The sequence below is a fragment of the Bradyrhizobium sp. Rc3b genome, assembly GCF_900114915.1.
Classification (GTDB): Bacteria; Pseudomonadota; Alphaproteobacteria; order Rhizobiales; family Xanthobacteraceae; genus Bradyrhizobium.
Map to the genome: position 1 here is coordinate 186,564 of NZ_FOUS01000002.1, position 25,579 is coordinate 212,142.

Consider the following 25,579-nt stretch of genomic DNA (forward strand, 5'->3'; position numbering starts at 1 on the left):
CGTCACGTGGCTGATTTCGCGCTCGCCGGAACGCCAGACGACGTCAGGCGCGCGATAGTAGCCGATTGGCCGTCCATCCTTGTCGTCTCCGACGGCTCAATCGATGTACCCGGTACGTTCACAGGACGGCTCGTCGTCGTTCCCTCGAAATATGACTATCTCGCGGACGGCGATGTCATCGGCTTCGATCATGCATCGAGGAAATTCCGCACGCTGTATCGCCGGAATTCGGCGCACAACTCGTTTCTGGTCACGGAACGGTGCAACAATTACTGCCTGATGTGCTCGCAACCACCGAAAGATGTGGATGACCGGTGGATACTCAGCGAAATCAAGGAAAGCCTGCCTCTCATTGATCGGGCGACCCGTGCGCTGACGTTCACTGGCGGAGAGACCTTGTCGGATTGGAAAGATTTTACCGGCGTCCTCAAGGAGTGCCGCGACCGGCTGCCGGCGACTGCCATCCAGGTGCTCACCAACGGCCGCGCGTTCTCCGACTCGCGGATTGTCGACGCTTGGAAGGATATCGGCCACCCGAACCTGATGGCTGCCATTCCGGTCTATGCCTCCGTCGATCATGTCCATGATCACGTCGTGCAGACCAAGGGCGCGTTCGACGAGACGATCCTGGGCATCCTGAAGCTCAAGGACCGGGGACAACGGGTCGAAATCCGCGTCGTCCTGCATGCATTGACCGCGCCGATCGTCGAGGACACGGGTCGGTGGATTGCCCGAAATCTGCCGTTCGTCGATCACGTCGCATTGATGGGGCTCGAAAACACGGGCTTTGCCGTTGCAAACGATGCCATGCTCTGGATGGATCCGGTGGACTATGGCGACGGACTCGCGAGGGCCGTCGATCACTTGAGCGCCGCTGGCGTCAACGTGTCGGTGTACAACCTTCCCAAATGTGTTCTTCCAAAGTCTGTTTGGCCGCACGCGCTCCAGTCGATCTCGGACTGGAAAAACGGCTTCGTGGAAGAATGCGATCGCTGCGAAGCAAAGACCACCTGCAGCGGCTTTTTTACGACCGGTCGTCCGCGGTTCAGTCGCGGCGTACGCGCGATCACTTCCGAACAAGAATTGAGCTAGTTGGCGGATTAACAGGCCACGGAGCCAGGAGAACGAACATGAAGATCGGTAGTAGTCTCCTAATCGCAGCGGTTGTATGCGGCATGTCCACAGCTCCGGCCTTCGCAAAGACTGCGAAGGAATGCACAGCGGAGTGGCGCGCCGACAAGGCCGTGATGCAAGCCCGGGGCGTAACCGAAAAAGCGTATGTGGAACAATGCAGGGGCGGAGCGGAGCCAACCGCCGCCGCGCCAGCGGCGAAGCCGGCCGACACGACGCCGCCGCCAGCGCCCAGGCAATCGACGGCCACCGGATCGAAAACCGCAAAAGAGTGCACCGCCGAGTGGCGCGCCGACAAGGCCGGGATGCAAGCCCGAGGCGTAACCGAAAAGGTGTACGTTGAACAATGCAGGGGTGGTGCGGCGCCAGCGGCTTCCGCCCCTCCGCCGAGGCCGAGCGCCCCAGCGCCTCCGCCCGCTGCGGCGCCGTCAGCGTCGACGAGTACCTCGTCTTCCCAGAAGACCGCCAAGGAGTGCATCGCCGAATGGCGAGCTGACAAGGCGGGCATGCAAGCCCGTGGTGTCACCGAAAAGGCCTATGTCGAGCAGTGCAGGGCCGGCAGCACCATGCCGACTGCGACCGCTCCCGAACCCAAGCCAACCCCCGCGGCGCCCCCGCCAAGCCGGACGGCACCAACCGCCACGCAAGCTGCGCCAGCCCCCGCGCCTCAAAAGCCGACTCCCACGACGACTGCGGCACCCGTGCCGGCTCCAGCACCGCAAACCTCCAACGCTACGCTCGAGGCAGGGCAGTTTGCAGATGAAGCTTCCGCAAAAGCCCGCTGCCCGACCGACACCGTCGTGTGGGTCAACCTGCCGTCGAAGATCTATCACTTCGCGGGAACGAAGAGCTACGGCAGCACGAAGCGCGGCGCCTATATGTGCGAGAAGGAGGCAATCGCCGCTGAAGACCGCGCTTCGAAAACTGAAAAACATCCATGATGCTAACAAAGGGTCTGGCACAAGGAGACATTCCGCATGTTTCGATTTGCCATCCTCATCGCAGCTTCTCTCGCCAGCGTCACTTGGGCGGCGGCGGAGACCATCGACGTAAAATACTACGGCAAGCTGGATCTTGCGCCTTTCGCCTGCACCGATGTCTCGAGGAGCAGCTTCATCAACCGCGCGTGCTATGACAAGTCCCAGCAGTTCATGGTCGTGCAATTGAGATCGGTCTACTACCCATATTGCGAGATGCCCGCGGCGATCTTCGATGCCTTTTTGGCGGCACCGTCGATGGGGCAATACTATAACGCCAACATCAAGGGCTCTGGCTCAGACGGACCTTTTGACTGTCGTACGCATCGCGTTCCCAAGTATTAGGTCTTATTGGGCGGGAGCCGTTCATCTCCCGCGGATTCAGCAAAAGCTTGTCAAAATGCACTGTGGGATGGCGAGCATCGACGCGCGAGAGTTCGATCGCGCTCGCCGGTCTCAGCCGGGTATCGTCACTTTCGTGGATGTCGCTTCCGTCCAGGATGCCGAGGTGAGCGTATAGTACCGTTTGAATTCGTCATGATGCGCCAATGCGTCCGGACGGTAGGCTCCGACGCGGGCGCACTGCGCGACCTCTGGGAGGTCGAAGCGCGTCCGGACTGTCGGGTGCACCGGCGCGTTGTGCGTGATCTCGCGGAGTTCGACTTCCCAATTCTTTCCGGCGATGATTCGCTGAAGCCATTTCCACTTGGGTAGTTTGGCCGCGAAGGCGTCGAGCGTGTCCCGCATCCCAGCGATCTCGCAATGCTGAACGCCGCTTGCCGCGCGAAAGATATTGAGCGCCGGGCCTGCGTCGCCGCTGCCTGCAAGCTTGACCCCATCCACGAAGATCGGTCCCGTCTTTAATCCATCCGGGACGTGAAGCACCTGCTCGCACATCCACGCGAGGGCGATGTCGGAGAGGCGCGATTCAGGCTCGGGATAGGATCCGCCGATATCGGAATGGTTGCCGGCGAACCAAAGCTGGACAAGGCGGTCGACGCCCGGAGTTTCTAGATGCGAGGGCGGCTCGGTGCCGCCCCAGCCGACACGCTGGAAGTCCTTGCGCGTCTCATCTATGGCGTTTGCCGATCGCGCGAACCGTACGTGTTTGCTGAGGAGTCTATCGAAGTATTTGCCAGTCCATTCGGCGATGTGAGTACGGGGCGGATCGCCCTTGTTCGGGAAATCGTAGATGGTCTTGCGGTTGGCGGCGGTCTGATGGTGCCAGAGCCATCCCACCGCGATCAGCATCGCGAGGTGCGTCACGAACCATGCGGGTACGATGAAGCCCCACAATAGCCCTGCATGGGTCACCAGCGCGACGATGACGCCCACAATAGCCGCCGGAACGAGAGAGGCGAAAAACGCCGCGGCGGCGATGCCGAATATCAGTCCCGCCTGGATGGCACGGCGCCTGGGGCCCGCGGCGCCGAGCGCCGCTACCGTGTCGAAGACGCCGATGAAGTAGGCGGCGGCGTTGGAGTCGGAGCCGTCGCCCGACCCGTATTTGACCTGGAAGCGCCGCGCGAGTTCGAGTCTTTCCGCCTCAAACTCTTCGCGCGGATGACCGGCGCCGTGTTCGAGCACTGTGTCGACGGCTTCCCAGGCAATGTCCTTGACGGGCTTGCGGTACCGCATCAGAGGGCCGCCGGGCGTCTTGGTGGGGACGCCGCAGAGCATCAGCAGGTTCGCCAGGCTGCGCACCGTGTAGGCGCCGCGGCTGAAGCCGAAAAGGAAGATCCTGTCACCGTCTTCGTAGTGGTTGACGATGAATTCGTAGCAGTCCGCGATGTTGCGCTTGATGCCGGTGCCCGTCACCGAGCCGAGCAGCTTCTGAACGAAGCGCACGGGCGCGGTGAGGGCGGTGGCGCCGATGTCGGTACCGAGCCCGGCGTCGTAGAAGACCACCTGCTGCGACGGATCGATGCCGGTGTCCGCATGGTCGCGCGAAATCCGGTACATCTTGTAGATATTGCTGATGCGCTGTTCCGGTCGCGCGCCGCCGTCTTGGCCGGTTCCGTCCGAATAGACCACGATGTTCTTCGCCATGGCGACCTCCGATCAGCCAACGTAAGGTTCGAGCACGGGACTCGACGCGATGGCTACCGCTTTCTGCCGGCGTTTCATCGCCGCAGCCGCCTCGCGGATAATTGTCAACTTGGCCGCGTCGCCCCCCAGACAGGAGAGCAGTGCGGTCTCCGATGCGGCTTCGATCGAGTCCGCGTCGCAGAGGTTGACTTTCGCCAAAGCGCAGTAATCGCCGCGAAGTAGCTCGATTCCGACTTCTCGCGCGAGGTCGACCGCCGCCGCTGGAATGCCTAAAGTGAGCCTGATCGTGAGCCGTCGGACGCGATCTTCCAGATCGAGTTCTGGATGGAGGATCTCGGCGACCCTAGCTGTCGTCGTCACCAGATCCGACGTTCTGTTGGCAACGCTTCTGATCGGGCCTGATGCCCCGCCGAACGCGCCGCCAAACTGCCCGACGATGCCTTCGATCTCGGACATGGGCCGACCGGACACGAACAGCAGACAGGAGACGGATTTCTTCGCCCGGATGGTCGCCGTGTGACTATCCTCCACTTCTCTACGAAATGCGTTGAGCACCGCGCCGCCGGTCAGTTGCAGCCGGAGCTCCTTGACCCAGAACTGCGGTTCCTTTTGCGTGCTCTTCTTGTTGATCGGGAACAGCAGTTCGTCCAGCTCCACAGTAACCTGTGTAGCGGCGATCAAATCCGGATCGGTGAGTTGGGCGGGCGGAATCTGGCGCAGGCATTCGACCAGTCGAACGATCGACGTCACTTCTGTCGCGCTTTCTCCGGCGAGGCGTCCAAGGTCAGTGAGCAGGTATAGGCCTGCGACATCAGAGATCAGGCCGTTAGTTTCTAGGTCGTGCAGCGCTCCGACGAGCTCGTCGTGATCCCATTTCCAGCCGGCGCGCGTCCTCGCCGCCTGGAACGCGCCGAAGCTCGATTCCAGGAACTCGACGATAGCTTCGCTGGAAACCCCCTTGGGACTGAGGCGGCTGAGAGACGTGATGACCCGGACGATGAGGGACCGTGCGTCGGTGGCAACGTCGAGGAATCTGGAAACGAGGTCCTCCGGCGTCTTCGTGACGTAGTTGTTCCAATAATCGTATTCCGCACGTGGATCGGTTGCCAGCAGATAGGACGATCCCTTCTCCGCGAACCCGAGACGGCCGGCGCGGCCGACGAGATTCTTGTACTCGGCGACTGAGTAAGGTTCGTCGCCAGGATGCGTCAATCCGACGATGACGACCGATGAGGCCGGTGTGTTGACGCCCATAGCGAGGGTCGTCGTCGCCGCGATGACGCGCAGCCCGGATTCCGGGCGGCGGAATTCTTCCTCGACCACCCGGCGCTCCTCCGGAGTGAGATCGGCGTGGTGGAATGCCACGCCGTTCGTCAGCGCCTTGCGGAGATCCTGGTTGGCCAGCGACGCGTCGGCAACCGGCAATTGGTCGAGTGCCGCCCGAGCTGGCGGAAGGCCAAGCGACTGCGACAGGTATCCTGCGGTCCCCCGGGCCTCTCCCTTGATCTCCCTGAAGACGATGACCTGTTGACCTTTGCCCACTAGTTGGCGCACCAGCGGTACCACCCAGTCCTGGCTCGTGCCCTTGCGATACTCCTGCCTAATGATGGGTCCTTCGATCTTCTCGACACCAGTCGCGGCATCGATGAACCGGAATGTGCCGTCCGCGCGTAGTACGCCCTCATCGAGGGGCACCGGTCTCTCGGTGTGACGCAGCAGCCGCGCGCCCAACCAGCCTTCGAGGCCGTTAGTGTCTCCGATAACCGCAGACAGCGCGATCGTTTGCGGCTCGATACCCTCGCGACGGCGCATCCTGATCAGCGTCAACAGAAATTCGAGGTTCGCGCCCCGGCCCTTGTCAGCGATCATCTGCGCCTCGTCGACGACGATGACGCCGGCACCGGCCAGGACGTGCGGAAACGTGAGCGCGATGGCCGCGAACTTTTCGTACGTCAGCAGAGCGACGTCGTACTTCCCAAGCAAGACCGGCGAAATGTCGTCGGTCTCGCCGGTCGCCTCGACCGTGCGGATGCCGAACGCGCCGTACACGGAGTTGAAATGGCGGCGCTTGTCGGCGACCAGGGCCTTGAGGGGCAGGAGAAAGATCGCCCGCCGCCGATCGAGGACCGCAAGCAGCGCCGCCAGTTCGCCCACCATGGTCTTTCCGCTCGAAGTCGGCGCCGAGACGACTAGGTGATCTCCGTTCAGGACGCCGTAGTCGTTGATCGCCGCGATCTGCAGGGGATTCAGCGAGGGAATGGCTTTCGCCCAGGCCTCGATCAGTTGCTGAGGGAAGCCTGCGAGCCGCAGGCTTCCAAGATCGCCGGTCACGCTCGACCTGCGGCGATCCGGAAACGCCGCAGCGAAGCGCATGCCCTCGACGAAGATCGGCCAGTGAAGGTCGCCTTCGATCCTTCCCTTCATGGTCGGGTGCTGCTGCAGGCCGAATTGGGCCGCAGCCGCTGACACGCGGGCCGAAACGTGGTCGAGCAATCGATAGATCGGAATGCGCGAGCCCTGAACGACCTCGCCCGCTCCCCGCAGCGCCTCAATCAGGAACAAGGTCAGATAGCCATGGCCATGCCGGACATTCTCATACGCGGGCTCGTCGGCGCGGGAGGCTGTGAAAATCAGTCTTCCATCGCCCGCGGTCTCGTCAAGCTTCGCCTCGGCGGACCTGAGATCGCGCGGCTTGACCTCGATCTGCAGGACCTTCGAGCCGAGACCTCCGGAGAAGCAGCAGTCCAAAAAGAAGACGAGCCGCCGGGCCGGAATCCGGGCGAACCAATCCTGGAGCAGGTCGAGCGGCACTGCCGTTGTGCCGAGATCGGCCGTGTCTGCGTCGTACGGGATCAGTTCGTGCGTCTCGGAGCCGTGTCCGGAGAATCCGATGACGACGGTGTCCTCGGGATCGCAGTCGGCGAGAGCCGAAAATTCGGCCTCGATCTGGGCTCGAGTCGCGTCGGCGTCTATCAGGAGACGCGAGTTGTCTCCCAGCGTGTCCGCGAAAAGCGCATCGAGTGCCGTCGCGTCGCGGCGTGCGCAGCTAAGGTCTCCGATCGCCGGCGACTGATAGCGATCGATACCAATGAACAAACCTCGGAACGCCATAGGTGTACGTCACTCCGTTTTTGGGCCACCCCCAATACCCCTTCTTCGTGTATCGTCGCCGCATCCGCACCGGATGGTACGCCGCGAGCTTGTTTAGTCTCGCTCGGCAATCATGGCTTGGACGGTGGCTTGACGCCGCTTCCGGTCGTCGGAACGGCAGGCTTCGAGCCTGTCCCGGGCTGATGACCGCTTTGCGGGTTCGGGGGCTGTTGGGGCGAAGAGGGTTGATAACCTTTATTGACGATGTTGGCCGGTGGAGCCGGCTTATACCCGTCGTTAGTGCGTGACATTTCAAACTCCTTTCGGATTCCAGATCTGGACGTGTTTGATCTCTTTCGAGGGGATGAGAATGGCCTGTTGCTCGGATCTTTTCTTCCAGGAGTCGCTATCCACGTCGTAGATCTCCTGGAGAAACAGGTCGCGCTCCGTCGGATCCGACGATGCGAACGAGTGACTGCCGTAGACGCCGCTGACCGTCGAACCGTCCGAAAGGGTGACCATCACGAAGTGGTCGCCGCGCAATCGGGCGAAGGCGTAATCCCAGGCGGACGGCGCGGCATGGACCGGATTTATTTTGAAGTATTGAAGGATACGCCGAAAGACATCGTTCTGGCCGAGGAAGCCGAAGGCGAAGCCGATGGCGGTGGGCAGAAGGATGATCAATCCCAGCCAGGCGAATATCTTTGCGCGCCCGGGTTCGCGGATTGAAAGGACATATTCCACGACCGGCGCGGCCATGCCGTAGTAGAGAACGGTGAGAGCGATATAGGTCACCACGTTCTCCGAGAGGGTACGCACCCTGCCGGTAAAGAACTGCGCGCGGACGAGCGTGATGATCATGCCAGGCACGATGAAGCCAAGCACCAGGTACACCGACTCGACACTCTTCAGGTCGGGCATCTTCCACTCCAGCCGGCATTCGAAGCGCAGCCATGGCGCGGCGCCCGCACTTCGAGATGAGTCGCAACCACGTTAGCCACTTACGTCTCAGAGTTGATTCATGATTCGTTCGTTAAGCATTTTCGCGGCGAAGCCGAAGCTCGCCGCGAGATCTCCTTCGATGTTCACTCGGCGCCGGCGGAGCCGAGTAGAGAACCTAGTTTGCCCCGATTGGGGGACGTACTTGTAAGGGACGTACTTCGTCCGTCACTGCACACAAATTGGCCGGGATATTCAACTGCAGCCAATTGACTTCCGCAGTCATCATACCTTGTGCACCTGCCGATCCTTGAAGCCCAGGTTAGCGGGGCGAATCAGCTTCTATTGGGATATACGCCAACAGCAAGTCTCAAGGGAGCCCATTGACATTGATTTCCACATCTCCGTGGGATCAAACGAACAGCGGGAAGGTGGTTCTAGTCGATGCTGGACCTCATGGCAGGCTCCGACTCGGGACTTCATCGCGTCGACGGCGCCAAACGCCTTTTGCAAGCACCTTGCTCTTCCCGATCTGCAGCAGCTGCTTCGGCCGGTCTTGGCTTTCATCTGAAATCCCCCAAAAATCCGCGCGATCCGACTGACCGCCCATGGAGGGGACTATGTTCGGTCGAAGGGGCATTTGGGGCGCTATTCCACTTGCAAAGACACCACTTTTCGTGAGGCTTAGGACTGGCCGCTTAGAATGGAGGGTGCCGTGCTCGGCATCACAAATCCGCTGGAGTTCTATCAAAAGCTGGTCCAGGACTTCGACGATTTCTGCGAAAACCCTGGCTCGGCGCGCCATGCGATGAATTTCGTCATCACCGCGCATCACATGAGCGATTGGGTGTGGGTTGGATTCCTCAACAAGGATCGAGCGAAGAGGAAACAGCTCGGCCTCGATGACAAGAATGTCCACGGGTTTCGGGAATGGCTCTACTCGCAGAGCATCTGGCTTGCTCAGATGCAGCCGTTGGCCAACGGCTCGAAGCATTTCCAGCCTGCCAGCGGTCTGCAAATTAGGATGCACGAGGTAGGTCCGCTCAATACTTTTGCCTTCGGCGAGGCGGCCTATAACGAAGGATATTCTTACTTCGCGGTGGATATGGGCATGCATTCTTCCGAATATCGCCCCTGCTACAATGCTCTTTGAAGTGGTTCCGCGGTTCTGGCGGGATTTCCTGCGCCTGCACGGGCCGTACTCAGAGTTGCCGAAGGGAAGGACGAAGCTGTCTGACGAATGGCCTACTGACCCGCCTTCAGCATTTCCACGATAGTCTCGGCTACCGGCGAAGAGAACCAACGTACTTAAGTGGACTCAGGAAGTACCGCGATCCCGGTCGCAGATTAGTTTGGTGTAAAAGGCTGCTGGATCTTGGATGGTGCAGAGCGCCTTCGGGGCGCCAGTGCCATACCGCGTTGAAGGGTTTGAGCTGGGCCATCTTGGCCAGGGGGTAGAACCGGACCTCATAGAATAGTCTAGCAAGAAGCCAAAACGTTCGAAGCCGCAGTGAAGCGTCGGGCGAGAGGCTGTCGCCGTATCCTCCATCTTTGATGTCGATGTGAATGAGCGCGTCCTCCATCTCCTCCATGTAGGGGAGGGGCGTTTCCATGAAATCCCTAAGCGAGTCTTGGTCCCACGCGTGCGCGATGTCATTCCGGTGGCCCCTCAGCTTATCGAGGGCCGACAAAAATGTCGGAATGAACCATGCCGAAAGCAAAGGCGAATTGGATGCGCGCGAAGAGACTTGATATCGGACCGTAACGCCCGAGCATGCTCTTCTTGCCGCCCGGGATATCGTCGGGGAGGAAATGTTTGAACATCCCCGCCATTTCATCGTCGGCGAAGGTGCACGCGATCACGGGGATAAAGCGTATGTCCTCGCGAATCAACAGGTTCATCGCCTTGCCCAGCCCTGAAACATCAAGCGGGATCGCATCGACGCCCGTTGCGAACTGCTCTTGGCGCTCTTTTTGGTATTCGCGGCCAGCGATGTCAGCTGGTCCTTCGGACATGGGACCTCATAGCTATGGCGCGCGGCGCAGGTGATAGTGCGCAACGAGAATGCCTTCGACGTCCTTCAACGAGTCACGGCCGTGATCTGCGGCACGCTAGCCAGCAATCGCAAGCCGAATAACCGCAGTGCCCCTCAGATCGTAAAATGTAAGGCCGCTGAGCCGTCCTCCGCGCTCGCAAGGATTGTTGGTGATGATGCCGCGGTCCTTCGAAAGAAAGAATGCGCGCTAGCACCGTCCAGGCAAGATCAGCTTTGCGTGGGGTGTTGGCGTATTTGTCTCGCCAGCTCTTGAAGTCGCCGCGAATTATGAACCCCTGCGACTACCTAGAGAATCTACGATGAGAGCGGGATGCTGATAGGGACGGTGGGGAAGGCGTAAGCAGATCCTCTACCTGCTCGGTTCGGTCGGCGGCAGCGAATACTCGCTCGCCGAGCGGGCGAAGTCGCTGGTGGAAGTGCATGATGCTCTGCACGCAATCTCGACAAGCCGGGCAAAACAGTCGGCAAATCATAGAGATGAAAGTGGGGCGGGACGTTAGTTCCGCCCCTTGTCGTTTGTCAGCAGCGAGTCTGACATTCGATGCTACACTCTCCGGCACTGACAACTAAATCACTGCAAAACTGAGAGAATCAGACCGTGCGTCGCCGCTAGAAGGCGCCGCGCGATAGGGATTCGTGTGCTCAACCGTTCGTCAGTTAGGTCAGTGCGTTGAATGCGGGTGTCGAATGATCGTCAGGTGCTCACGCCGATACGGGTCGGCTGAGGAACGGTCCAGTAACGGGCTTCGTTTCAGTAGGTAGCGGAACTCGCTACGCCTGGTGCGAGAATTAGTTTTCTCGCGAACGATAGCGTGCGCGGCAAAAGGAGGTTGACATCGTGGGGTCTCAACGTTCGTCCATTTCTGGGCGCGGCTTCGCTCGCCTTAAATTCGGGCTCCCAGCTATCCTGGAAAAGGCCACCGATGTGTCCAGCGCTTTTGGTCCGCGGCTAGGGTTCATCAGTCATGGTTTTTGGCATCGTTGCGTGGGCCATCGTTGCTCTTGCAGCAATCAAGACCTTCGGAGGCCGGCTGTTCCTATGAGTAGGCTTCGTCTTTACCGAAAATTTCACTTGCGCCGTCGGGCAAAACAGTAGTCTAGTGCGCTGGAACGTAATGAGAACGAATATCCTCAGAATGCTAAATGCGGTGAAAAGTCGGGCTAGCGAACAGTAACCCCGGCACTCGTGGCATTTAGGGGCGTATTTCGGATTCGTCGCTGCTTCGGAACAGGAGGTCGGCTGTGTCTGACCAAGAATTGCGGAATGAAAATTTGATCGAGGTGCTGAAGCGCAACGGCGACTTCAGCAAGCACTACGGCCCCATCCTCGGGGCACTTCTGTACTGGCTGTCGATGAAGGCTGCTAAGCCTCGATCCTTTTGGTGGAGCGGGCTGATTGCGGCCGGGACTGTGGCGGGCGGCTTGGTCTTGAAATATGGTGCTCCGGCATTTTTCTGAGGGCGGGCACGATGGCAAGAAGGCTGATTGCGGCAGTTGGCATGTTGGTTTGCCTGACCAGTGCCTCAAGCGAGGCTGGATTCTACACTGGCAACACCATACTCCCTTACTGCAACGGCAATATCTCGCACGTCTATGGGTACGTCGCCGGCGTCGTAGACAAGGCAATGGCGGACGCCGACTTCACCGGGGCAACCTACATCCGCTTGTTTAAAGAGATGAAGGATCACGAGAGCTTCGTGACCGGCATTGGCAAGCTGCAAGACCAGATACTGAAATACTGCCTGCCCGAGAACGTCGTTCTTTCGCAGGTGGGTGACGTCTTCTGTAAATATCTGAGAGATAAGCCCGAGGTTCGCCAGAACAGTGCCGACGTGCTGCTACACGAGTCTTTGGTCGCCGCGTTTCCCTGCAAAAAGTAATTCCGCAAGGCATTAAAATGGCGACCAGGAAGATACTCAACAAGGATGAGATGCGGGCGTTTCTGAACCGCTTCCGCGAAGTTGACCACTACGAGGCCATCGGGGAGTTCGTCTATAAGTTCTCCCAACTGGAGTTCCTCATTAAATACCGCCTATTCAAGGAGCTTGGGCTCAAACAAGAGCTGTTTGATATCATCACGGCGCCTTACGACTTTGCGGTGCTGTGCACAGTGAGCGCAGAGACGCTGAAGGCAAAGCCGGAAATAGATGATGCTAAGCGAAAAATGGTCGATAGGTATTTTAAGGACTGCAAGGGCTTCAACGCCGCCAATCGTGTAGTGATTGCGCATGGTGTATGGAGTACGAGTGGTGCGCGCCACGTTTCAAGGAGTTCGCTTAAGCCAGATTTGCATTCCAGAGATCTCAAAGAGATTAAAGCGAAATGCGCGGAGATCACACAGCTGGTGCTGCGCATCAAAGAGACAAACGTATAATTGTGTAGTCGAACTGTGTCCAATTCGGTTGTCCCGTTCACGCGAGCACATCGCGCGGGAAAGTCCGAAGTCGGGAAATGGCCTCAACGGTAGACATACCCGGAGTAGGCTGAGACCAGGCCACCGTGTCGAACAACGGAGCCGAGGAGAGGGCGCCAGAAGTCGCTTTGCCGTTTGTCCTTGTCGCTGCCCTCAACAAAAAGGGCCCCAAGTCGAGCCTTTTTGTTGCTTGAGCCTATTCGCGGGTCGTATTCTTCTCGGCGATATGGAGGGCAACATGAAGTGGGAATACCAGGTGCGTCACTTCTCCGACTGGCCAAGTGCGTCGCCAGAGAAGATGGCCGCCGTGGTAGCGAAGTGGCTCAACCAACAGGGACAGGAAGGCTGGGAGCTGGTTTCGATCCAGCCGGCTGAAGGGAAGCACCAAATATTCTACCTCAAGCGTCCAGCATAATAGGAGAAGGGGACATATGGCTGAGGTCGAAAGAAAAATAAAAGCACCTTGCTCAACCTGCATCAGAGAGACCACCCACACTGTTCTATTTGAGACAACGCAGACCGATGGCGATTTCAATTATGCGTACGTGATGATTTCCTGTGGTGGCTGCCAAACCATTTCAATGGGTGTTCAAACTCGCTACTTATCGGATGGCAGCCTGACGAATGAATATTACCCATCGCCGGTCTCGCGCCAACAGCCGAGGTGGTTGCAGTATATGCGGCTGGGACTCGACGATACGGAAGAGACCATCGGAGACTTGATCTTCGAGGTCTATCGGGCTGTTGATGCAAAACAGTATCGCTTAGCCGCGATGGGTATTCGCGCCGCACTAGAGCAGATCATGATCTTTAAGACGGGCGACCATGGCACTTTCCAAAAGAATCTTGACGCATTTCAGAGCGCCGGACTGATCTCAGTCATCCAGCGGGACGCAATGCGAGCCACACTAGACGTCGGCGATGCGGCCATGCACCGTGGATACACTCCTAAAGAAAAGGATCTCCGTATCGCGCTTGATGTTTTAGATGGCGTATGTGCGCCCATCTTCGGACATGGTGACGAGGCGAAGAGCATGGGCAAGCGGGTACCGCCGCGCAAATAATCAGAATGGAATATCGTCGTCCATCTCGGGCTGCTTCCGCTCTTCAACTTTCGGCTTGGGCGGCTCGATCTTCTTTTGCCTCGGTGCTGGCAGCTGCTTTTGCTTCTCCGTCTGCGAGCCCCAAAACACGCGACCGACCGCATCGAGAATGTCGACTATTTTTGATCGCTCGGCTGCGTCTCCGATGACGCCTGCAACCTCCATTGTGAGGGCCGCAAACCGGTCGAAACGAGTGCGCCGTTGATCGACCTCAGCTTGCAGGTCATTTAGCCGGGAAATGAGTTTCTCCCGCTTCCGGTCGTCGACTTCTAGTTTCTGAAAAATATCCAGGACCTGGTCAAGGTGGTGGTGGACCTTCCGCCTCGCTGTCTCATCGAACTGAACCGAATACCCCTGTTCGCGCTGGCTGCGCCTAATGCGGAGCATCGTGCAATAGTGCATCACGTCTTTATTGAAGTTCAGGTACGTGTTGAAGTTGACGTCCTCGATTGATGGGACCTCGCTCTTAAACTCGCCTTCGAGTTCCAGAGCTTTGATCGCCGCCAGCACCCTTGCGATATAGTCAACGTAAACGATGTCAGTTCGGTCGTTATGCTCAAGAGCCCCCAACTGCCGGTCGCATTCCGCACGGAAATGGCTCTCAAGCTTCAGGAATGCCTCTTCAGGGTCGTCGGGCAAATCCTGGTACGGGTCACTGCCAAAGTCACTCATGTGTACCTACCTAAAATGTGCCAGGCGGGGGAAACGCATATTGCGCCAACACCTGTGCGAGCTGATCTCGGATTTGCGGTTCGAGCAGGTGGCCATGGCTTCTCAGTAGTGGCGGCAAATATTCTCGTGCGCAAAAGGAAGCATGAGCGACCTGGCCGTTCCGTTGGGAGACGTTCAGAAGCTCAACAATCTGCGCGTCTGTTGCGCGATTTAGGTACGGCAGGAGTAGCTGAAAATTGTACTCGGCGGTGCGAAAGCTACGCGATCCCGCGACGAGCCTTGTGCCAGCATTGATGGTAAAGGCAACATCCTGGGATGCGAGGCCCGGAAAAATCTGCTGATAGGTTGCTTGCCCGTTTTGCAGGAGTGACGATTGGATGTTGCTGATGGCGCCTTGCGGGATTGATCCGTCGAGGGACAACGGGATGATCGTCATGCGCCGGAACGCGGCGATGCCGGATTCTTGCTTGCACCAAATCGAAGCATAGTAGCGGGCGCTTAAGATTGGAACGAACAGGTCGGCAAGGCCGATCTGGCGCAATATCTCGTCTCGCCATTGCACAGATACCTCGATGTGCTCGTGGGCCATGAATGACCGAATGCCCAAGGTTTCGAGGAGACCGGCCACGTTGGCCGCGACAGCGCGATCCTCGGTCTGGTAACTCATAAACGCATACATGTGACTTAGTCCTCGCTCCAATTCGTTAGCGTCAGGATCTTGGGAAGCTCTCCAAAGCTGCGCCAGAATGCCGGCGGTATTTCCACGCGTAGCTGATGCTGCTCGTCGGGGCCGATATAGAAATTGCGCTCGTCGCCGGCAATGACCAGCCGTACCGGGCATCCCTTGTGCTTGGTCCAGCCTCTGAGGTTGGCGATACTCATCGGTCTAAAGCCGCTTCGGATCGCCTCGGCGTCAGCGAATATGTTGGCCGCCGCTGTTATGCCCTGCGAGAGCATGCGAGCTGCTTTAGCCTGATCTTCCTTAGTCATTGCCCGAACGCGTTCCTGAGTTTCATCACCCAAATCGAGCAGGCTCAGCCGCTTCGCAGTCCCTTTGATGCGTCCCGCCAAGCGAGAGGTTTTCGGGCTGAACATTTGGTAGCCTGGAAAGTCAAAGAGCTTCCTGACGTCCAGGAAACTCTCGACTTCTTCGGCTCCGCCGCGGGTACGGCGCATGCGGCGCGACATCTCCGTCACATCAAGCGAGCCCCGACCGACATGGCGCCACAAGTCAATGCGGATGATCTCGGTGAGGCGGTGCTGAAGGACCGTGTGAACCTCGTCGACGGCTTCGAGAGCGGGTAGGGCGTCGGTGATTACCTCGCGAGCCGGCCGGTTCAAGTGCAGGTTGGTGAGCAGGTACGCGATCGTGCGACGCTCAGCTTCCTCGCGCGTGAACTGCTCCATGGCCTCCCAATGTCCCTCGGGATTGAGGGTGGCGAAGCAATCAGGGCCGATCATCCGAATAACGTGCTCGTCGGGAAACCAAGCGATCTTGCCGTTGTGGGAATACTTCGGCGCCCGCGGCGAGCAGCAAGGGCAAGGGGCGTGTCGGTCTGGCGCGCGGTGGCTCGGCGGCAAGTCGTAGGTGCCGAGATAGACGATGCGAGATCCAGTCACCGGCTTCGAATGCGTGTGGTGCCGCCAGGTGTGCGGCTCGCCGGTCTTCTTGATGTGGTCCTTGATCTCGCGCACCACGGCCTCGGCGGCGGCGCGGTTGCGATAGTACGGCTTCGCGTCGAAATATTCCTCGGGGATATCCAATTGCAGAGACATTGCGAATCGCTCCGGGCTATGTCTACATTCTGTATCGGCCTAGGCTCCCTGACACCATACTTAGGGGGTCTCAACTTGCTGTCTATATGCGAAGCCTCGCAGATTCGCATAGTTGTACGGGCGGCTTTTGGAACTTATCCCCGAAAAAACGTCGAAAACCCGTGGTTTTACGGGACTTTGCCTCACCGGAGCTTGAGGCCCGAGCCGGTAGACTGGCCGCATGACCCGAGACTTTATTCAGCGGTCAGCTCTGGAAGTCGGCTACACGGAACGTCATCAACCATACCGATATGACCATCACCATCGGGTCTTGCGGTTCAAGTCGGCGGAGAAGCCGGACAACCTGTATCGCGAAGATGTCTGGGCCTGCGTGATGGACGAAGCCTCCCGGATGAGGGAGGAGGCCTTCCACGCCGTCCGCTCAACGCTCACAGCAACGCGCGGACCAATCCACATCATCGGAAACGTCAAAGGCCGCAAAAATTGGTTCTACATCGGCTGCCGCAAGGCGGAGGCCAAAGAGCCCATTACAGCTTCCACAAGATCACGGCGCTCGATGCCGTGGCTGCCGGTGTCTTCCCCGTGGAGGAGCTTGAGGACGCTCGCCGCAGCAGGTTTGAACGCGCAATCAGACAGTTCTGAGAGGTGGACCAATCAGACCTCGCGTAGGACAGGGCTCTTCCACGGCAACTGCGCCAAAGGTGCTTTTGAGCCTGAAATGCACCAAAACGCGTTGTGCTTGGCTGTAACCCTTTGAAATCACAAAAAATGCGAATGCCCTCCGAGCGCGCCATAAGATCGCAGCTCACGCCCGTGGATTTCAAGACCCATGGTCGGAGTCGCGCAGCTTGTTTGTCGTGAGCGTCGTGCGCGGTTCATCGGGAAATCTGGCACACTAGTCTCGTCGGTCACGCCGTCGACCCGGGCGGATCTTCCTTGACGCCGCGGGCGACGATCCTGAGCGTTCCGTCAGCAAGCGGCCGCTGCAGCTCCAAGGCCTCGTCCGGAGGAGCCGTCATCCAGGTCTCTACTTCATCGGGCGATGTCAAAATCACCGGCATGGCCTTCGGGTGGATGGCGCCGACCTCTGCGTTCGGCTCTGTCGTGAGGAACGCGTAGAGGTCGTTGGTCGTCTCACCTTCCTTGACCTTCCGGACGCTGGTCCAATTGGTCCAGATGCCGGCGAAACAGGCGAGAGGCCGGGTCTCGTCGAGCGCAAACCAGATGTCGCCGCCTTCGACCTTGTTGAACTCGCTGAATGAGTTGAATGGCACGACGCAGCGGTTTTCGGTTCCCAGCCATCGCGTCCAGTGTTTGCTCTTCACATTGCGGATGTTGGTCGTGCCGCCGTCCGGCTCCATTCTGAGCAATTCCTTGAAATCCACTGCCTTGCCTTTTGCCTGCAGCTTTTCGGCTCGTTTCTTTGTGGCGTCCATCAGCGCCTTTGATGACGATGGCATTCCCCATCGCGCTGTGGCGAGCTCGCGGCCCTCGGCTCCGTTCCGCACGATCGGTGCTTTGTAATCGGGAAACACGCCGGGCATGGGTGCCAGATTGCCCACGTATCGGTTTACGACGCGAAACAGCGCGCTGATGGCAGCTTGGTTTGTCGTGATCGAATAGAGATTGCACATCAGTCAGGCTTCGGTTCTGGGGTGGCGCGGCTGCCAAGCCAGTTGTAGCAGAGTCGCGGATGGACGCCGGCCCGCCTTGGCGCATTTGCGGCAGCGTAGCCGGCTTGCAAGATCATGCACGAAGGTGGTCGGTGGATGTTTCATAGCCGCAAGGTCGACGTCGCTCGGCGTCTTGCAGCGAGCGCACCTGATCTCAAGCCACGGGAAGCCTCCATTCACGGCCTGATCTATGGTGGGTGACGGATCGATAGGTTCGCCATCGCTCCACATACGCTCATTCCAGCTTTCGCAAAGCAGCCTGTCAGCTTGCTGAATCATGGCCTCGCCCTTGGCCCGCATCTCTGACGATTGAGCAGCCAGCATGTTCGCCATCGCACGTGCCTTGCCGAGCTCTTTCGACAGAGCCTTGCGATCGCTGCCCGACAGGGGCGTGGGGTGATACTTCGGGGCCATCCGGATATCCAGGCGCTAAGAGATCGGATCGGCATCGGGATAAGTTACGGCGTCTCGAACGCCGGCCAGCAGCCGTCTTCTTCATGCCTGCCGGTGCGCTGCTGGCAGGTGTTGTCGAGCAACCGCTGCGCCACGTCCTTCCAAAGTGCATTGCCGCCGTACAATCGGACTGCATCGGCCTTTTGGATTTCCACGGTGCGTTCGCAGCGGCGACAGGAGACGCGCAGCAAGTGGCGTTGAGTCTCGGAAAGACTGCGGTGTCGGTTCTCGGCTCCGGTCACGGCGACGCGAGGGTCTTTCAGGACCGATTCCCAATATTCGGCCGGGAGCGGCGCATCCGGGGCCGCAGTGGAAGGGGCGGGTCTACGGGCAGCTTCTGCGGCCAGTTTTTCCATCTGCTTGGGGGTCGGCATACGCCAGCTCGCGGGTCGATCGGTCATTCCGAATTAGAACATAACAAGAACAAATGTCGAGTCCACTCGGACCCTCCTCGTGAAAAAATCATCTCTTGGAAGGGAGCGCGATGTCGGAACCAAGCCAAGTCGTTCGTCTTGAATCCGGCGTCAGTAATGGAGTTCCCCGCGATGGCCCCGCGCGCTAACTGGAAAGGCTTTCTGCGTCTTTCCCTCGTCACCTGTCCGGTAGCGCTTTATCCGGCAACGTCGGAATCCGAAAAGGTCTCGTTCAACCAACTCAACCGAAAGACCGGCCATCGCATCAAGTACGCCAAGGTGGACGCTGACACCGGCGAGGAGGTCGACAACGAGGACATCGTCAAGGGCTACAAGGTCGACACGGACACATTCATCGAGGTGACAAAGGAGGAGCTCGAGAATGTCGCGCTGGAATCGACGCGAACGATCGAGATCGACGAATTCGTCGACCGCAGCGAGATCGACCCACGCTATTTGATCCGCCCTTACTACCTGACTCCAGATGGCAAAGTCGGGCACGACGCTTTCGCGGTCATCCGCGAAACCATCCGCGAAATGAACAAGGTCGCGATCGGTCGCGTGGTGCTCACCAATCGCGAGCACATCGTTGCGCTCGAGCCGCTGGGCAAGGGGCTGATGGGGACCCTGCTGCGCTATCCCTACGAAGTCCGTTCCGCGGAGGAATATTTCGACGATATTCAAGACGTCAAAGTCACTAAGGACATGCTCGATCTCGCCAGGCACATCGTCAATCAGAAGGCAGGTCACTTCGAGCCGGACAAGTTCGAAGACCAGTACGAAACCGCCCTCATCGATCTCATCAACCAGAAGCGCGCCGGCAAACCCATCACCGCGAAAGCGCGTCCCCGCGGCGAGAACGTGGTGGACCTGATGGACGCGCTGCGTAAGAGCATTGGAAGAGAGGCGGCGGCAGAGACACCCAAGAAGCCAGGCAAAAAGCCGCGCAAGGCGGCGGCAGGGCAGAAGGAAATGCTAATGCCGATCGCGGGCAAGAAGCCGGCGAAAGAGGCCGCGGCGAAAAAGCCGGCGGCCAAGCCACAGCGGAAGTCGGCTTAGATTTTTGTGGCGGTGACGCCGGACGGCTTCTGCTTCGTCGTCCGCGGGCGGCTTTGGCGGATGGCAAGTCCCAATCTCGACGAGGTTTTACAAAAGGCGGTACAACGGGGGCCCGCTGCGCTACTGGCCTGTTTCGGACGATCTTTGCTGTGCAGTTAGCCAGTCGTCGCGCCTCAGCGCTCCTTGCCTGCTCAGCTTTGGATTGCTCTGCACAATAGGAGCGATATGGCTGCGGTGAAAAAGACTTCCAGGAAATCGGCCTCGAGCGCGGGCATTCTCGCATACCGCAAGGGTGCTGGTGGGCTCCAGGTTCTGCTCGTTCATCCCGGAGGTCCGTTCTGGCGCAACAAGGATGATGGCGCCTGGTCCATTCCGAAGGGCGAAATCGATGCCAATGACGCTCCGGAGCAGGTCGCCCGACGCGAGTTTGCCGAAGAACTGGGCCCGAGCGCTTCGATCGGTCCACTCCAGACGCTGGGACAAGTCCGGCAGCGAGGCGGGAAGCGCGTCATCGCATTCGCCGGCGAGGGCCATTTTGACCCGGCGGCGCTGACCAGCAATACCTTCGATATCGAATGGCCGCCCCGAAGCGGTCGGCGGCAGAGCTTTCCCGAAGTCGACCGCGCGGAATGGTTCGATATCGAGCTCGCGCGGACCAAAATGCTGTCCGCTCAGGGAGAGTTTCTCGATCGTCTTTTGGCAATCGTGGTGGAGAGCGCCGGGAAATGATGTTCAGGATTGGAATCATTTCGGACACGCACGGTCTGTTGAGGCCCGAGGCGGAACGGGGCCTGACGGGCGTCGATCACATCATCCATGCCGGCGACATCGGGCGCCCCGACATTGTCGACGCGCTTCGCCGCATCGCGCCCGTCACAGCCATTCGTGGAAACGTGGACACTGGCGAGTGGGCCCGCGATTATCCCGACACGAAGCTTGTGCGCCTAGCGGGAAAGTCGATCTACGTTTTGCATGACTTGAAGACGCTGGAGGCAGATCCAGGCGGTGGCATTGACGTCATCGTCTCCGGGCATTCCCACGTGCCGAAGATCGACACGGTCGGTGGCGTTCTCTATCTGAATCCGGGCAGCGCGGGACCCCGGCGCTTCAAGCTACCGAGCACACTTGCGATCCTCGAACTCACGCCTAACGGCATGCGACCGGAGATCCACGACCTTGGAGGGGATTGACCGCCACCGCGGAGGGATTCACAGCCGAGGAGGCGAATGCGTTAATCCGTTTCGTTTGCCGGCTACGCCCGAAGGGAGCGCTATTTGCGCGGACGTTCTCGCTCACGCACGACGTCCTTCGGCCGCTTGTCCGACCTGAGCCCGAGGTAGACGGGCTGGCGCAGTTCGCCCTTGCTCGTCCACTCCGCGAATTTGACCTCGGCAACCAAGGAGGGCCTGACCCAGGTCGTGGTCGCCTCGTCCTTCACTTTGGCAGGGAAGGGTGATTTCGGCGTCGTCAGCTTCACAAGCCTGGCGTGGAGGTTTCCCAGGACCTTGTGGCTGAAGCCAGTGCCGACATGTCCGATGTAGCGCCATGCGTCGTCTTCCCGCACGGCGAGGACCAGGGCGCCGAAGAAGGGCCTGGTGCGCTTGGGCGCTGTGAAACCCAGGATGACCACTTCCTGCCGCTTTGCTGTCTTGATCTTCAGCCAATCCGCCGTCCGGCTTCCGGACGCATACTCGCTGTCGGCGCGCTTCGCCATGATGCCTTCCAGGCCCTTCCGTTCGGCCTCGGCGAAAAATTTTGTGCCGTTCGCTTTGCGGTGAGAGCTGAAGGCGATCAGCCTGTCGCGCGGCAGGATCGCCTTCAGCCTCTTCTTGCGCTCGAGAAGAGGCTGCTTGCGCAAGTCAACTGCGTTCTGAAACATGAGATCGAAGGCGCAATACTGGAGCTTGGCTTCATGGCGCAGCGCGTTTTGCAGCAGCTGGAAATGCGAGACGCCGTCCTTTCCGATCGCGACGAGCTCGCCGTCGATCACGGCGTCGCCCTTCACGCCCTCCAGCGCTTTCGCCACCTCGATATAGCTGCGGCTGATGATCTTGCCGTTGCGGCTGTAGAGCGCAACCTTGCCCCGCCGGATTTCCGCGATCATCCGAAAGCCATCGTACTTGTCCTCGAAAACCCAGCCGGCGTCGTCGAAGGGCGCGTCGGTGAGCGTGGCGAGCATCGGTTGTAGGCGCTTGGGCAAGGTCGACATCCGGCTCATTCAAGGGCCAATCCTTCAGAGCGAGTTGCGTGATGCACGGACGTCCTTCAAGAATGAGGGAACGCGCAAAGCCAGGGCATGTTCCGTCAGACGCCGCGGCATCTCAGAGTGCGCACTACCAAGGGGAAGGTCTGATCAGACCGGTGGCCAGAAAACTGAAAACCTACCAGACGTCGCTGGGCTTCTTCGATCTGGCTATAGCCGCTCCTTCCATGAAAGCTGCGCTCGAAGCGTGGGGCGCAGACAGCAATCTCTTTCATCAGGGCGCGGCGAAGGAAAGCGATGATCCGGACGTCATCGCCGCAACCATGGCAAAGCCTGGCGTCGTGCTCAGGCGCCCGGTCGGATCCAACGGATCTTTCAAAGAGCATGCCGACCTGCCCACTAATCTTGAGGGCCGCAGACCAACGAAAGCTGCCCGCAAGTCGAAAGGCTCAAAGGCGAAGAAGCCTTCCTCTCGCCGCGTCGACAAGGCGGCGGAGCGCAAGGCCGCTCTCGACTACCAACGGGAAGAGCGGCGCCGCGAGCTTGAGCGAGCGAAGGAAGAGGCTGCCAGGCAGAAGGAACGTGAACGCCGTCAGCAGGCGGTCGACAAGGCACAGGCTGCGTTGGACAGGGCCGAGCAGGAGCACGCGAAGCGGGCTGCGGCCATCCAGGCTGAGCTCGAGGCTATCGAGAAGAGGTCGCAGGCAGAAGAAGCCCGCTGGGATAAAGAGAAGGCGCGATTGGAAGCAGCGCTGCGACGCGCGCGCGGTTAGACCGTGAATCTATCTTCCAGGGTACGGCTTGCCAGAGCCCGCTATGCCTCGATGGCGACCAAGTTCTGCGGTGCAGCTAAATGACGCGCAGGGCCAGAAGCGGAGGTGATAATGAGCTGTTGATTGGAGGTCGCTGACGGCTACGGTCTCAATAGGTTTCTTCAATCCGCTACCTATTTCGAAAGGGCGAGACCGCTTCCCTAGTTTTCGGTCAAAATGCGATCGAGACGTAGCCGGTGTCGGTGATCGGTCAGCAGACGTGCGCCGCCCAGGACCGCGGCCAACGTTCCCAGCCCGGTCCCGCCAGCAATTAGAAACATGATCAGCAGTTGATATTTTACTGCATCGACCGGCTCGACGCCTGCGAGAATCTGGCCCGTCATCATACCCGGCAAGGAAACGAGGCCGATCGCCGCCATGCTGTTCATGATCGGCATGAAGCCGCTTCTCAAGGCGTCCCGTATGATCGGCAACAGGGCCTGGTGTCGGGTGCCACCGAGTGCAAGACAAGCTTCTACGGCAGTTCGTTCGCGCACCAGGCTGTTTGTCAGCACGTCCAAGCCGAGGCTTACTCCGGTCATCGTGTTGCCCAGCATCATGCCTAGCAAAGGCAACGCATAACGTGGGTGATACCAAGGATCCGGCCGTAGCTCCGTCAGGAGCGCGAACATTGTGATGGTGCCGGCGGCGAGAAGGGTGCATGTTGCTCCCAGGCCGTACTTCCAAACACCCGTCAGTCGTCGCTTCTGTCGCGCGACGATCTCCCGCGAAGCGAATAAGACCATGATCAGGGCGGCGAGAGCGGTCCAGACCGGCGACACCGCGGTAAACAGGAACGTCAGAACGTATCCGACGAGCACGAGCTGAACCACCATGCGCACGGTCGCAATGGCCAGTTGCTTCTCGAGCTTGAGGCGGAGCACGAGCGACAGGACGCCGTCTATGACCACAAGGAGCGCGGGTAGTACGAGATTGCCGTACGAGAGCTGGATGTAGGTCACGGCCGGCTTTCCTCGATACCGCCGTCGGACTTCATTGCGAAAATCCGTGACCCGACGCGCCGGGCTTGGCCGTGGTCGTGGGTACTCCAGAGCACGCTCGTTCCATTCGCAATGCGTTCGGCAATCAAGGCTTCCACGGCTGTAACGGATGCCGGGTCGAGCGCAGAGGTTGGCTCGTCCAGCAGAAGCACCCGCGATCGCAGCACGAGCGCCCGCACGAGCCCCAATCGCTGTCTCTCGCCGGTCGAAAGCCGTTGGATCGACCAAGGTCCGCAGTCGTCCGGCAACCCCAGGCGCGTGACCAGCGGCAGGGCATCATCCCAAGCGGTGAAGTGCTCCCGCACAGTGTCGGACCACCAGCCGGGTTCGGCGGCGAGGTAGGTCACCCGCCTTCGCCAGGCCGGGGCGGGCATCGCCTCTCTGAGCGTGCCGTCTAGCTTGACCGTTCCTTCGTTTGGATCGAGATCCGCGATGGAGCGGAGCAGCAAGGTCTTTCCGACTCCAGACGGCCCCTGCAGGGCGACGCATTCGCCGTCCTGCAGGTCGAATGATACGCAGAGGTGCAGGCGCTTGAGCCCGTTGACCGTCAGCATGCGTCAGAGCTTAAGCTGCAGCGGTCGGCAACCCGCCTGGCGATCTCTGTCGGCGCTTCACTCGGATAGGGATGCACCGAGCTGACGTTGATCTCGCCGAGCACGTAGCTGTCGCTTCCATCGGCCTGGACGGGACCGAGCATGAAGTCGGCGTCCCAGATCGCGGGCAGGTCGTCTCGCGCGATGTCCAGCAATGAGGTGAGCTGCGGCGTCCACTCGTCCTCCATCAATCGCCGCAGCCGCTGGAAGCGCGGGTCGGCGTTGGACGTGTAGAGCCGCGGGCCGGCCCCGGCGCGCGCGGAAGGCGGCTCGACCAGGGCTTTGACCTTGTGATAACCGAAGCCGGCGCAGCGGTCGCCGGCCATGTAGCAGCGCACGACGCCTTCGCTCAGGCGGGGCTGGAACGCTTGGTCGATGACGCTGCCGTTCTCGAAATACTCCGCGCAGCGATGCAGGAAATCATCGAGCGTCAGTTCCTCCGGCGCGTCCTTAGTCGCGTCCAGGACTTTGATCCTGGATGAATCCCGCAGCTTCTCGACCTTCCAGACGCCTTGGCCGCCGTTGCCGCGGTTGCGTTTGATCACCCGTGGCCCGGCGGCGAGCCGGACCGGCAACTCGGCGCGCATCACCGCGGCGGTTTGATACAGGGCCGTGTCTGATCCCCAACCCATCGAGCGGGTGCGGTAAAGGACCTCCTTGGTACCCATCTTGAGTATGACGTCGGGATGAGTGCTCACCCACACGCCCTGCGCGGCGACGTCGCGCAGCAGCGCGTCGAGATCGGCGCGGTTTCGGCCGTCTTGAATTGGGTTGACCCAGACGAGCACGCCGTCCACTGCGAGCAGTTCTTCGCGGACGGCGTCGGCGAAGCTTTCGTCGTAGATGGCTGGGCGCCCTTCGACGCCCACGGCTGCGAGCGCTTCGAAGACGTCGACGAAGCGGCCGCTTTTCGAGGTGGCATCTCGACGTACGACGGCATCTCCTCGCGAGAGGATGGCAACGGTACGTCTGGAGGAGGGTTGTCGTTCGGTATCCATGCGCAAGCTCCACGTGTTGCGTGCTGCGCAGAACTTGGACCGAAGTCTCGCCGGGAGTCTGCTTGGTCCCGGACCGTCAGTCTACGTGAGATCGCATGGATCCTTCAAGCCGCGGTTTTCCGGCCGGAAGGCTTGCCGCAAGACTTAACATGGTTGATTCCTCAGCG

Annotated in this window: 28 protein-coding genes and 1 pseudogene; 15 read left to right on the forward strand and 14 right to left on the reverse strand. The window is 59.8% G+C overall.

Features of this window, described 5'->3' with window-relative positions; translation table 11 throughout:
- The first annotated feature begins 6 nt into the window (after window positions 1-6).
- The 3 genes from hxsC to BM190_RS04330 all read left to right on the forward strand — a co-directional run bounded on the left by hxsC (window position 7) and on the right by BM190_RS04330 (window position 2,453).
- Window positions 7-1,092, forward strand: a complete 1,086-nt coding sequence (hxsC, locus tag BM190_RS04325; RefSeq protein WP_210189088.1) for a His-Xaa-Ser system radical SAM maturase HxsC — start codon at window positions 7-9, stop codon at window positions 1,090-1,092.
- A gap of 740 nt (window positions 1,093-1,832) precedes the next feature.
- Complete coding sequence (locus tag BM190_RS39425) at window positions 1,833-2,072, forward strand: hypothetical protein (protein ID WP_143109010.1); 240 nt, start codon at window positions 1,833-1,835, stop codon at window positions 2,070-2,072.
- 36 nt (window positions 2,073-2,108) lie between these two features.
- A complete protein-coding gene (locus tag BM190_RS04330) occupies window positions 2,109-2,453 on the forward strand; it encodes a KTSC domain-containing protein (protein WP_092252256.1) in 345 nt (114 codons plus the stop codon).
- Between the two features lie 111 nt (window positions 2,454-2,564).
- Here BM190_RS04330 and BM190_RS04335 read toward each other — a convergent pair whose 3' ends face one another.
- From BM190_RS04335 to BM190_RS04345, 3 genes are all read right to left on the reverse strand, one after another.
- Window positions 2,565-4,157: a phospholipase effector Tle1 domain-containing protein gene (locus tag BM190_RS04335; RefSeq protein WP_092252258.1), complete on the reverse strand. Its 1,593-nt coding sequence runs from the start codon at window positions 4,155-4,157 to the stop codon at window positions 2,565-2,567.
- Window positions 4,158-4,169: 12 nt separating this feature from the next.
- A complete protein-coding gene (locus BM190_RS04340; RefSeq protein ID WP_244550592.1) occupies window positions 4,170-7,253 on the reverse strand; it encodes a DEAD/DEAH box helicase in 3,084 nt (1,027 codons plus the stop codon).
- Between the two features lie 306 nt (window positions 7,254-7,559).
- The gene (locus BM190_RS04345) at window positions 7,560-8,168 is read right to left on the reverse strand and encodes a DUF6338 family protein (RefSeq protein WP_092252262.1); all 609 of its coding nucleotides are present in this window, start codon (window positions 8,166-8,168) and stop codon (window positions 7,560-7,562) included.
- A gap of 733 nt (window positions 8,169-8,901) precedes the next feature.
- Between BM190_RS04345 and BM190_RS04350 the strand changes: the two genes are divergently transcribed.
- The gene (locus tag BM190_RS04350; RefSeq protein ID WP_143109011.1) at window positions 8,902-9,339 is read left to right on the forward strand and encodes a hypothetical protein; all 438 of its coding nucleotides are present in this window, start codon (window positions 8,902-8,904) and stop codon (window positions 9,337-9,339) included.
- 521 nt (window positions 9,340-9,860) lie between these two features.
- On the opposite strand, the gene BM190_RS04360 is transcribed toward BM190_RS04350, so the two are convergent.
- The gene (locus BM190_RS04360; protein ID WP_092252268.1) at window positions 9,861-10,202 is read right to left on the reverse strand and encodes a hypothetical protein; all 342 of its coding nucleotides are present in this window, start codon (window positions 10,200-10,202) and stop codon (window positions 9,861-9,863) included.
- 376 nt (window positions 10,203-10,578) lie between these two features.
- Here BM190_RS04360 and BM190_RS41845 point away from each other — a divergent pair.
- The 6 genes and pseudogenes from BM190_RS41845 to BM190_RS04390 form a co-directional block, all read left to right on the forward strand.
- Window positions 10,579-10,743, forward strand: a pseudogene (locus BM190_RS41845) (hypothetical protein); the annotation flags it as partial.
- Between the two features lie 742 nt (window positions 10,744-11,485).
- Window positions 11,486-11,701 (forward strand): hypothetical protein, encoded by a 216-nt coding sequence (locus BM190_RS04370; RefSeq protein WP_092252270.1) that lies wholly within the window; start codon window positions 11,486-11,488, stop codon window positions 11,699-11,701.
- A gap of 11 nt (window positions 11,702-11,712) precedes the next feature.
- Window positions 11,713-12,123, forward strand: coding sequence for a Rap1a/Tai family immunity protein (locus BM190_RS04375; RefSeq protein ID WP_143109012.1), 411 nt, complete (start codon window positions 11,713-11,715; stop codon window positions 12,121-12,123).
- Between the two features lie 17 nt (window positions 12,124-12,140).
- Window positions 12,141-12,617, forward strand: a complete 477-nt coding sequence (locus BM190_RS04380; protein WP_092252274.1) for a hypothetical protein — start codon at window positions 12,141-12,143, stop codon at window positions 12,615-12,617.
- A gap of 277 nt (window positions 12,618-12,894) precedes the next feature.
- Complete coding sequence (locus tag BM190_RS04385) at window positions 12,895-13,071, forward strand: DUF4177 domain-containing protein (protein WP_143109013.1); 177 nt, start codon at window positions 12,895-12,897, stop codon at window positions 13,069-13,071.
- A 16-nt stretch (window positions 13,072-13,087) separates the two neighbouring features.
- Entirely contained in the window at window positions 13,088-13,720 is a 633-nt protein-coding gene (locus BM190_RS04390) for a DUF4145 domain-containing protein (protein ID WP_092252278.1), read from the forward strand.
- Here the strand turns inward: BM190_RS04390 and BM190_RS04395 are convergent, their stop codons facing one another.
- Genes BM190_RS04395 through BM190_RS40240 form a run of 3 tightly spaced genes read right to left on the reverse strand, consistent with a single transcriptional unit; the run spans window position 13,721 to window position 16,207 of the window.
- Entirely contained in the window at window positions 13,721-14,431 is a 711-nt protein-coding gene (locus BM190_RS04395; protein ID WP_092252280.1) for a hypothetical protein, read from the reverse strand.
- A gap of 10 nt (window positions 14,432-14,441) precedes the next feature.
- On the reverse strand, window positions 14,442-15,110 hold the full coding sequence (locus BM190_RS04400) for a toll/interleukin-1 receptor domain-containing protein (protein WP_177236908.1): 669 nt from the start codon (window positions 15,108-15,110) through the stop codon (window positions 14,442-14,444).
- A 5-nt stretch (window positions 15,111-15,115) separates the two neighbouring features.
- Complete coding sequence (locus BM190_RS40240; RefSeq protein ID WP_177236909.1) at window positions 15,116-16,207, reverse strand: hypothetical protein; 1,092 nt, start codon at window positions 16,205-16,207, stop codon at window positions 15,116-15,118.
- 220 nt (window positions 16,208-16,427) lie between these two features.
- Between BM190_RS40240 and BM190_RS40245 the strand changes: the two genes are divergently transcribed.
- Window positions 16,428-16,964 (forward strand): hypothetical protein, encoded by a 537-nt coding sequence (locus BM190_RS40245; RefSeq protein ID WP_177236910.1) that lies wholly within the window; start codon window positions 16,428-16,430, stop codon window positions 16,962-16,964.
- Between the two features lie 151 nt (window positions 16,965-17,115).
- Here BM190_RS40245 and BM190_RS04410 read toward each other — a convergent pair whose 3' ends face one another.
- The 3 genes from BM190_RS04410 to BM190_RS41030 are packed head-to-tail and all read right to left on the reverse strand — an operon-like array spanning window position 17,116 to window position 18,734.
- A complete protein-coding gene (locus BM190_RS04410; protein WP_092252284.1) occupies window positions 17,116-17,841 on the reverse strand; it encodes an SOS response-associated peptidase in 726 nt (241 codons plus the stop codon).
- A gap of 3 nt (window positions 17,842-17,844) precedes the next feature.
- Window positions 17,845-18,294, reverse strand: coding sequence for a hypothetical protein (locus BM190_RS04415; RefSeq protein WP_092252286.1), 450 nt, complete (start codon window positions 18,292-18,294; stop codon window positions 17,845-17,847).
- A 44-nt stretch (window positions 18,295-18,338) separates the two neighbouring features.
- Window positions 18,339-18,734: a hypothetical protein gene (locus BM190_RS41030; protein ID WP_244550593.1), complete on the reverse strand. Its 396-nt coding sequence runs from the start codon at window positions 18,732-18,734 to the stop codon at window positions 18,339-18,341.
- Between the two features lie 144 nt (window positions 18,735-18,878).
- On the opposite strand from BM190_RS41030, the gene ku reads away from it, so the two are divergent.
- The 3 genes from ku (at window position 18,879) to BM190_RS04435 (ending at window position 20,995) form a co-directional block, all read left to right on the forward strand.
- The gene (gene ku / locus BM190_RS04425; RefSeq protein WP_092253026.1) at window positions 18,879-19,805 is read left to right on the forward strand and encodes a non-homologous end joining protein Ku; all 927 of its coding nucleotides are present in this window, start codon (window positions 18,879-18,881) and stop codon (window positions 19,803-19,805) included.
- A gap of 225 nt (window positions 19,806-20,030) precedes the next feature.
- Window positions 20,031-20,534 carry an NUDIX hydrolase gene (locus BM190_RS04430; RefSeq protein WP_092252288.1) on the forward strand — a complete coding sequence of 168 codons (504 nt, stop codon included), beginning with the start codon at window positions 20,031-20,033 and terminating at the stop codon, window positions 20,532-20,534.
- A complete protein-coding gene (locus BM190_RS04435; RefSeq protein ID WP_092252290.1) occupies window positions 20,531-20,995 on the forward strand; it encodes a metallophosphoesterase family protein in 465 nt (154 codons plus the stop codon). The genes BM190_RS04430 and BM190_RS04435 overlap by 4 nt, the downstream gene beginning before the upstream one ends.
- 80 nt (window positions 20,996-21,075) lie before the next feature.
- Here BM190_RS04435 and ligD read toward each other — a convergent pair whose 3' ends face one another.
- Window positions 21,076-22,023 (reverse strand): non-homologous end-joining DNA ligase, encoded by a 948-nt coding sequence (ligD, locus tag BM190_RS04440; RefSeq protein ID WP_092252292.1) that lies wholly within the window; start codon window positions 22,021-22,023, stop codon window positions 21,076-21,078.
- 143 nt (window positions 22,024-22,166) lie between these two features.
- On the opposite strand from ligD, the gene BM190_RS04445 reads away from it, so the two are divergent.
- Entirely contained in the window at window positions 22,167-22,781 is a 615-nt protein-coding gene (locus tag BM190_RS04445) for a cell envelope biogenesis protein TolA (protein ID WP_092253028.1), read from the forward strand.
- A 200-nt stretch (window positions 22,782-22,981) separates the two neighbouring features.
- Here BM190_RS04445 and BM190_RS04450 read toward each other — a convergent pair whose 3' ends face one another.
- From BM190_RS04450 to BM190_RS04460, 3 genes are read right to left on the reverse strand one after another with little or no spacing between them, the layout of a single operon-like run.
- Window positions 22,982-23,782: an ABC transporter permease gene (locus BM190_RS04450; protein WP_092252294.1), complete on the reverse strand. Its 801-nt coding sequence runs from the start codon at window positions 23,780-23,782 to the stop codon at window positions 22,982-22,984.
- The gene (locus BM190_RS04455) at window positions 23,779-24,375 is read right to left on the reverse strand and encodes an ABC transporter ATP-binding protein (RefSeq protein ID WP_092252296.1); all 597 of its coding nucleotides are present in this window, start codon (window positions 24,373-24,375) and stop codon (window positions 23,779-23,781) included. The genes BM190_RS04450 and BM190_RS04455 overlap by 4 nt, the downstream gene beginning before the upstream one ends.
- Window positions 24,369-25,412 carry a Cj0069 family protein gene (locus tag BM190_RS04460; protein ID WP_092252298.1) on the reverse strand — a complete coding sequence of 348 codons (1,044 nt, stop codon included), beginning with the start codon at window positions 25,410-25,412 and terminating at the stop codon, window positions 24,369-24,371. The genes BM190_RS04455 and BM190_RS04460 overlap by 7 nt, the downstream gene beginning before the upstream one ends.
- Between the last annotated feature and the right edge of the window lie 167 nt (window positions 25,413-25,579).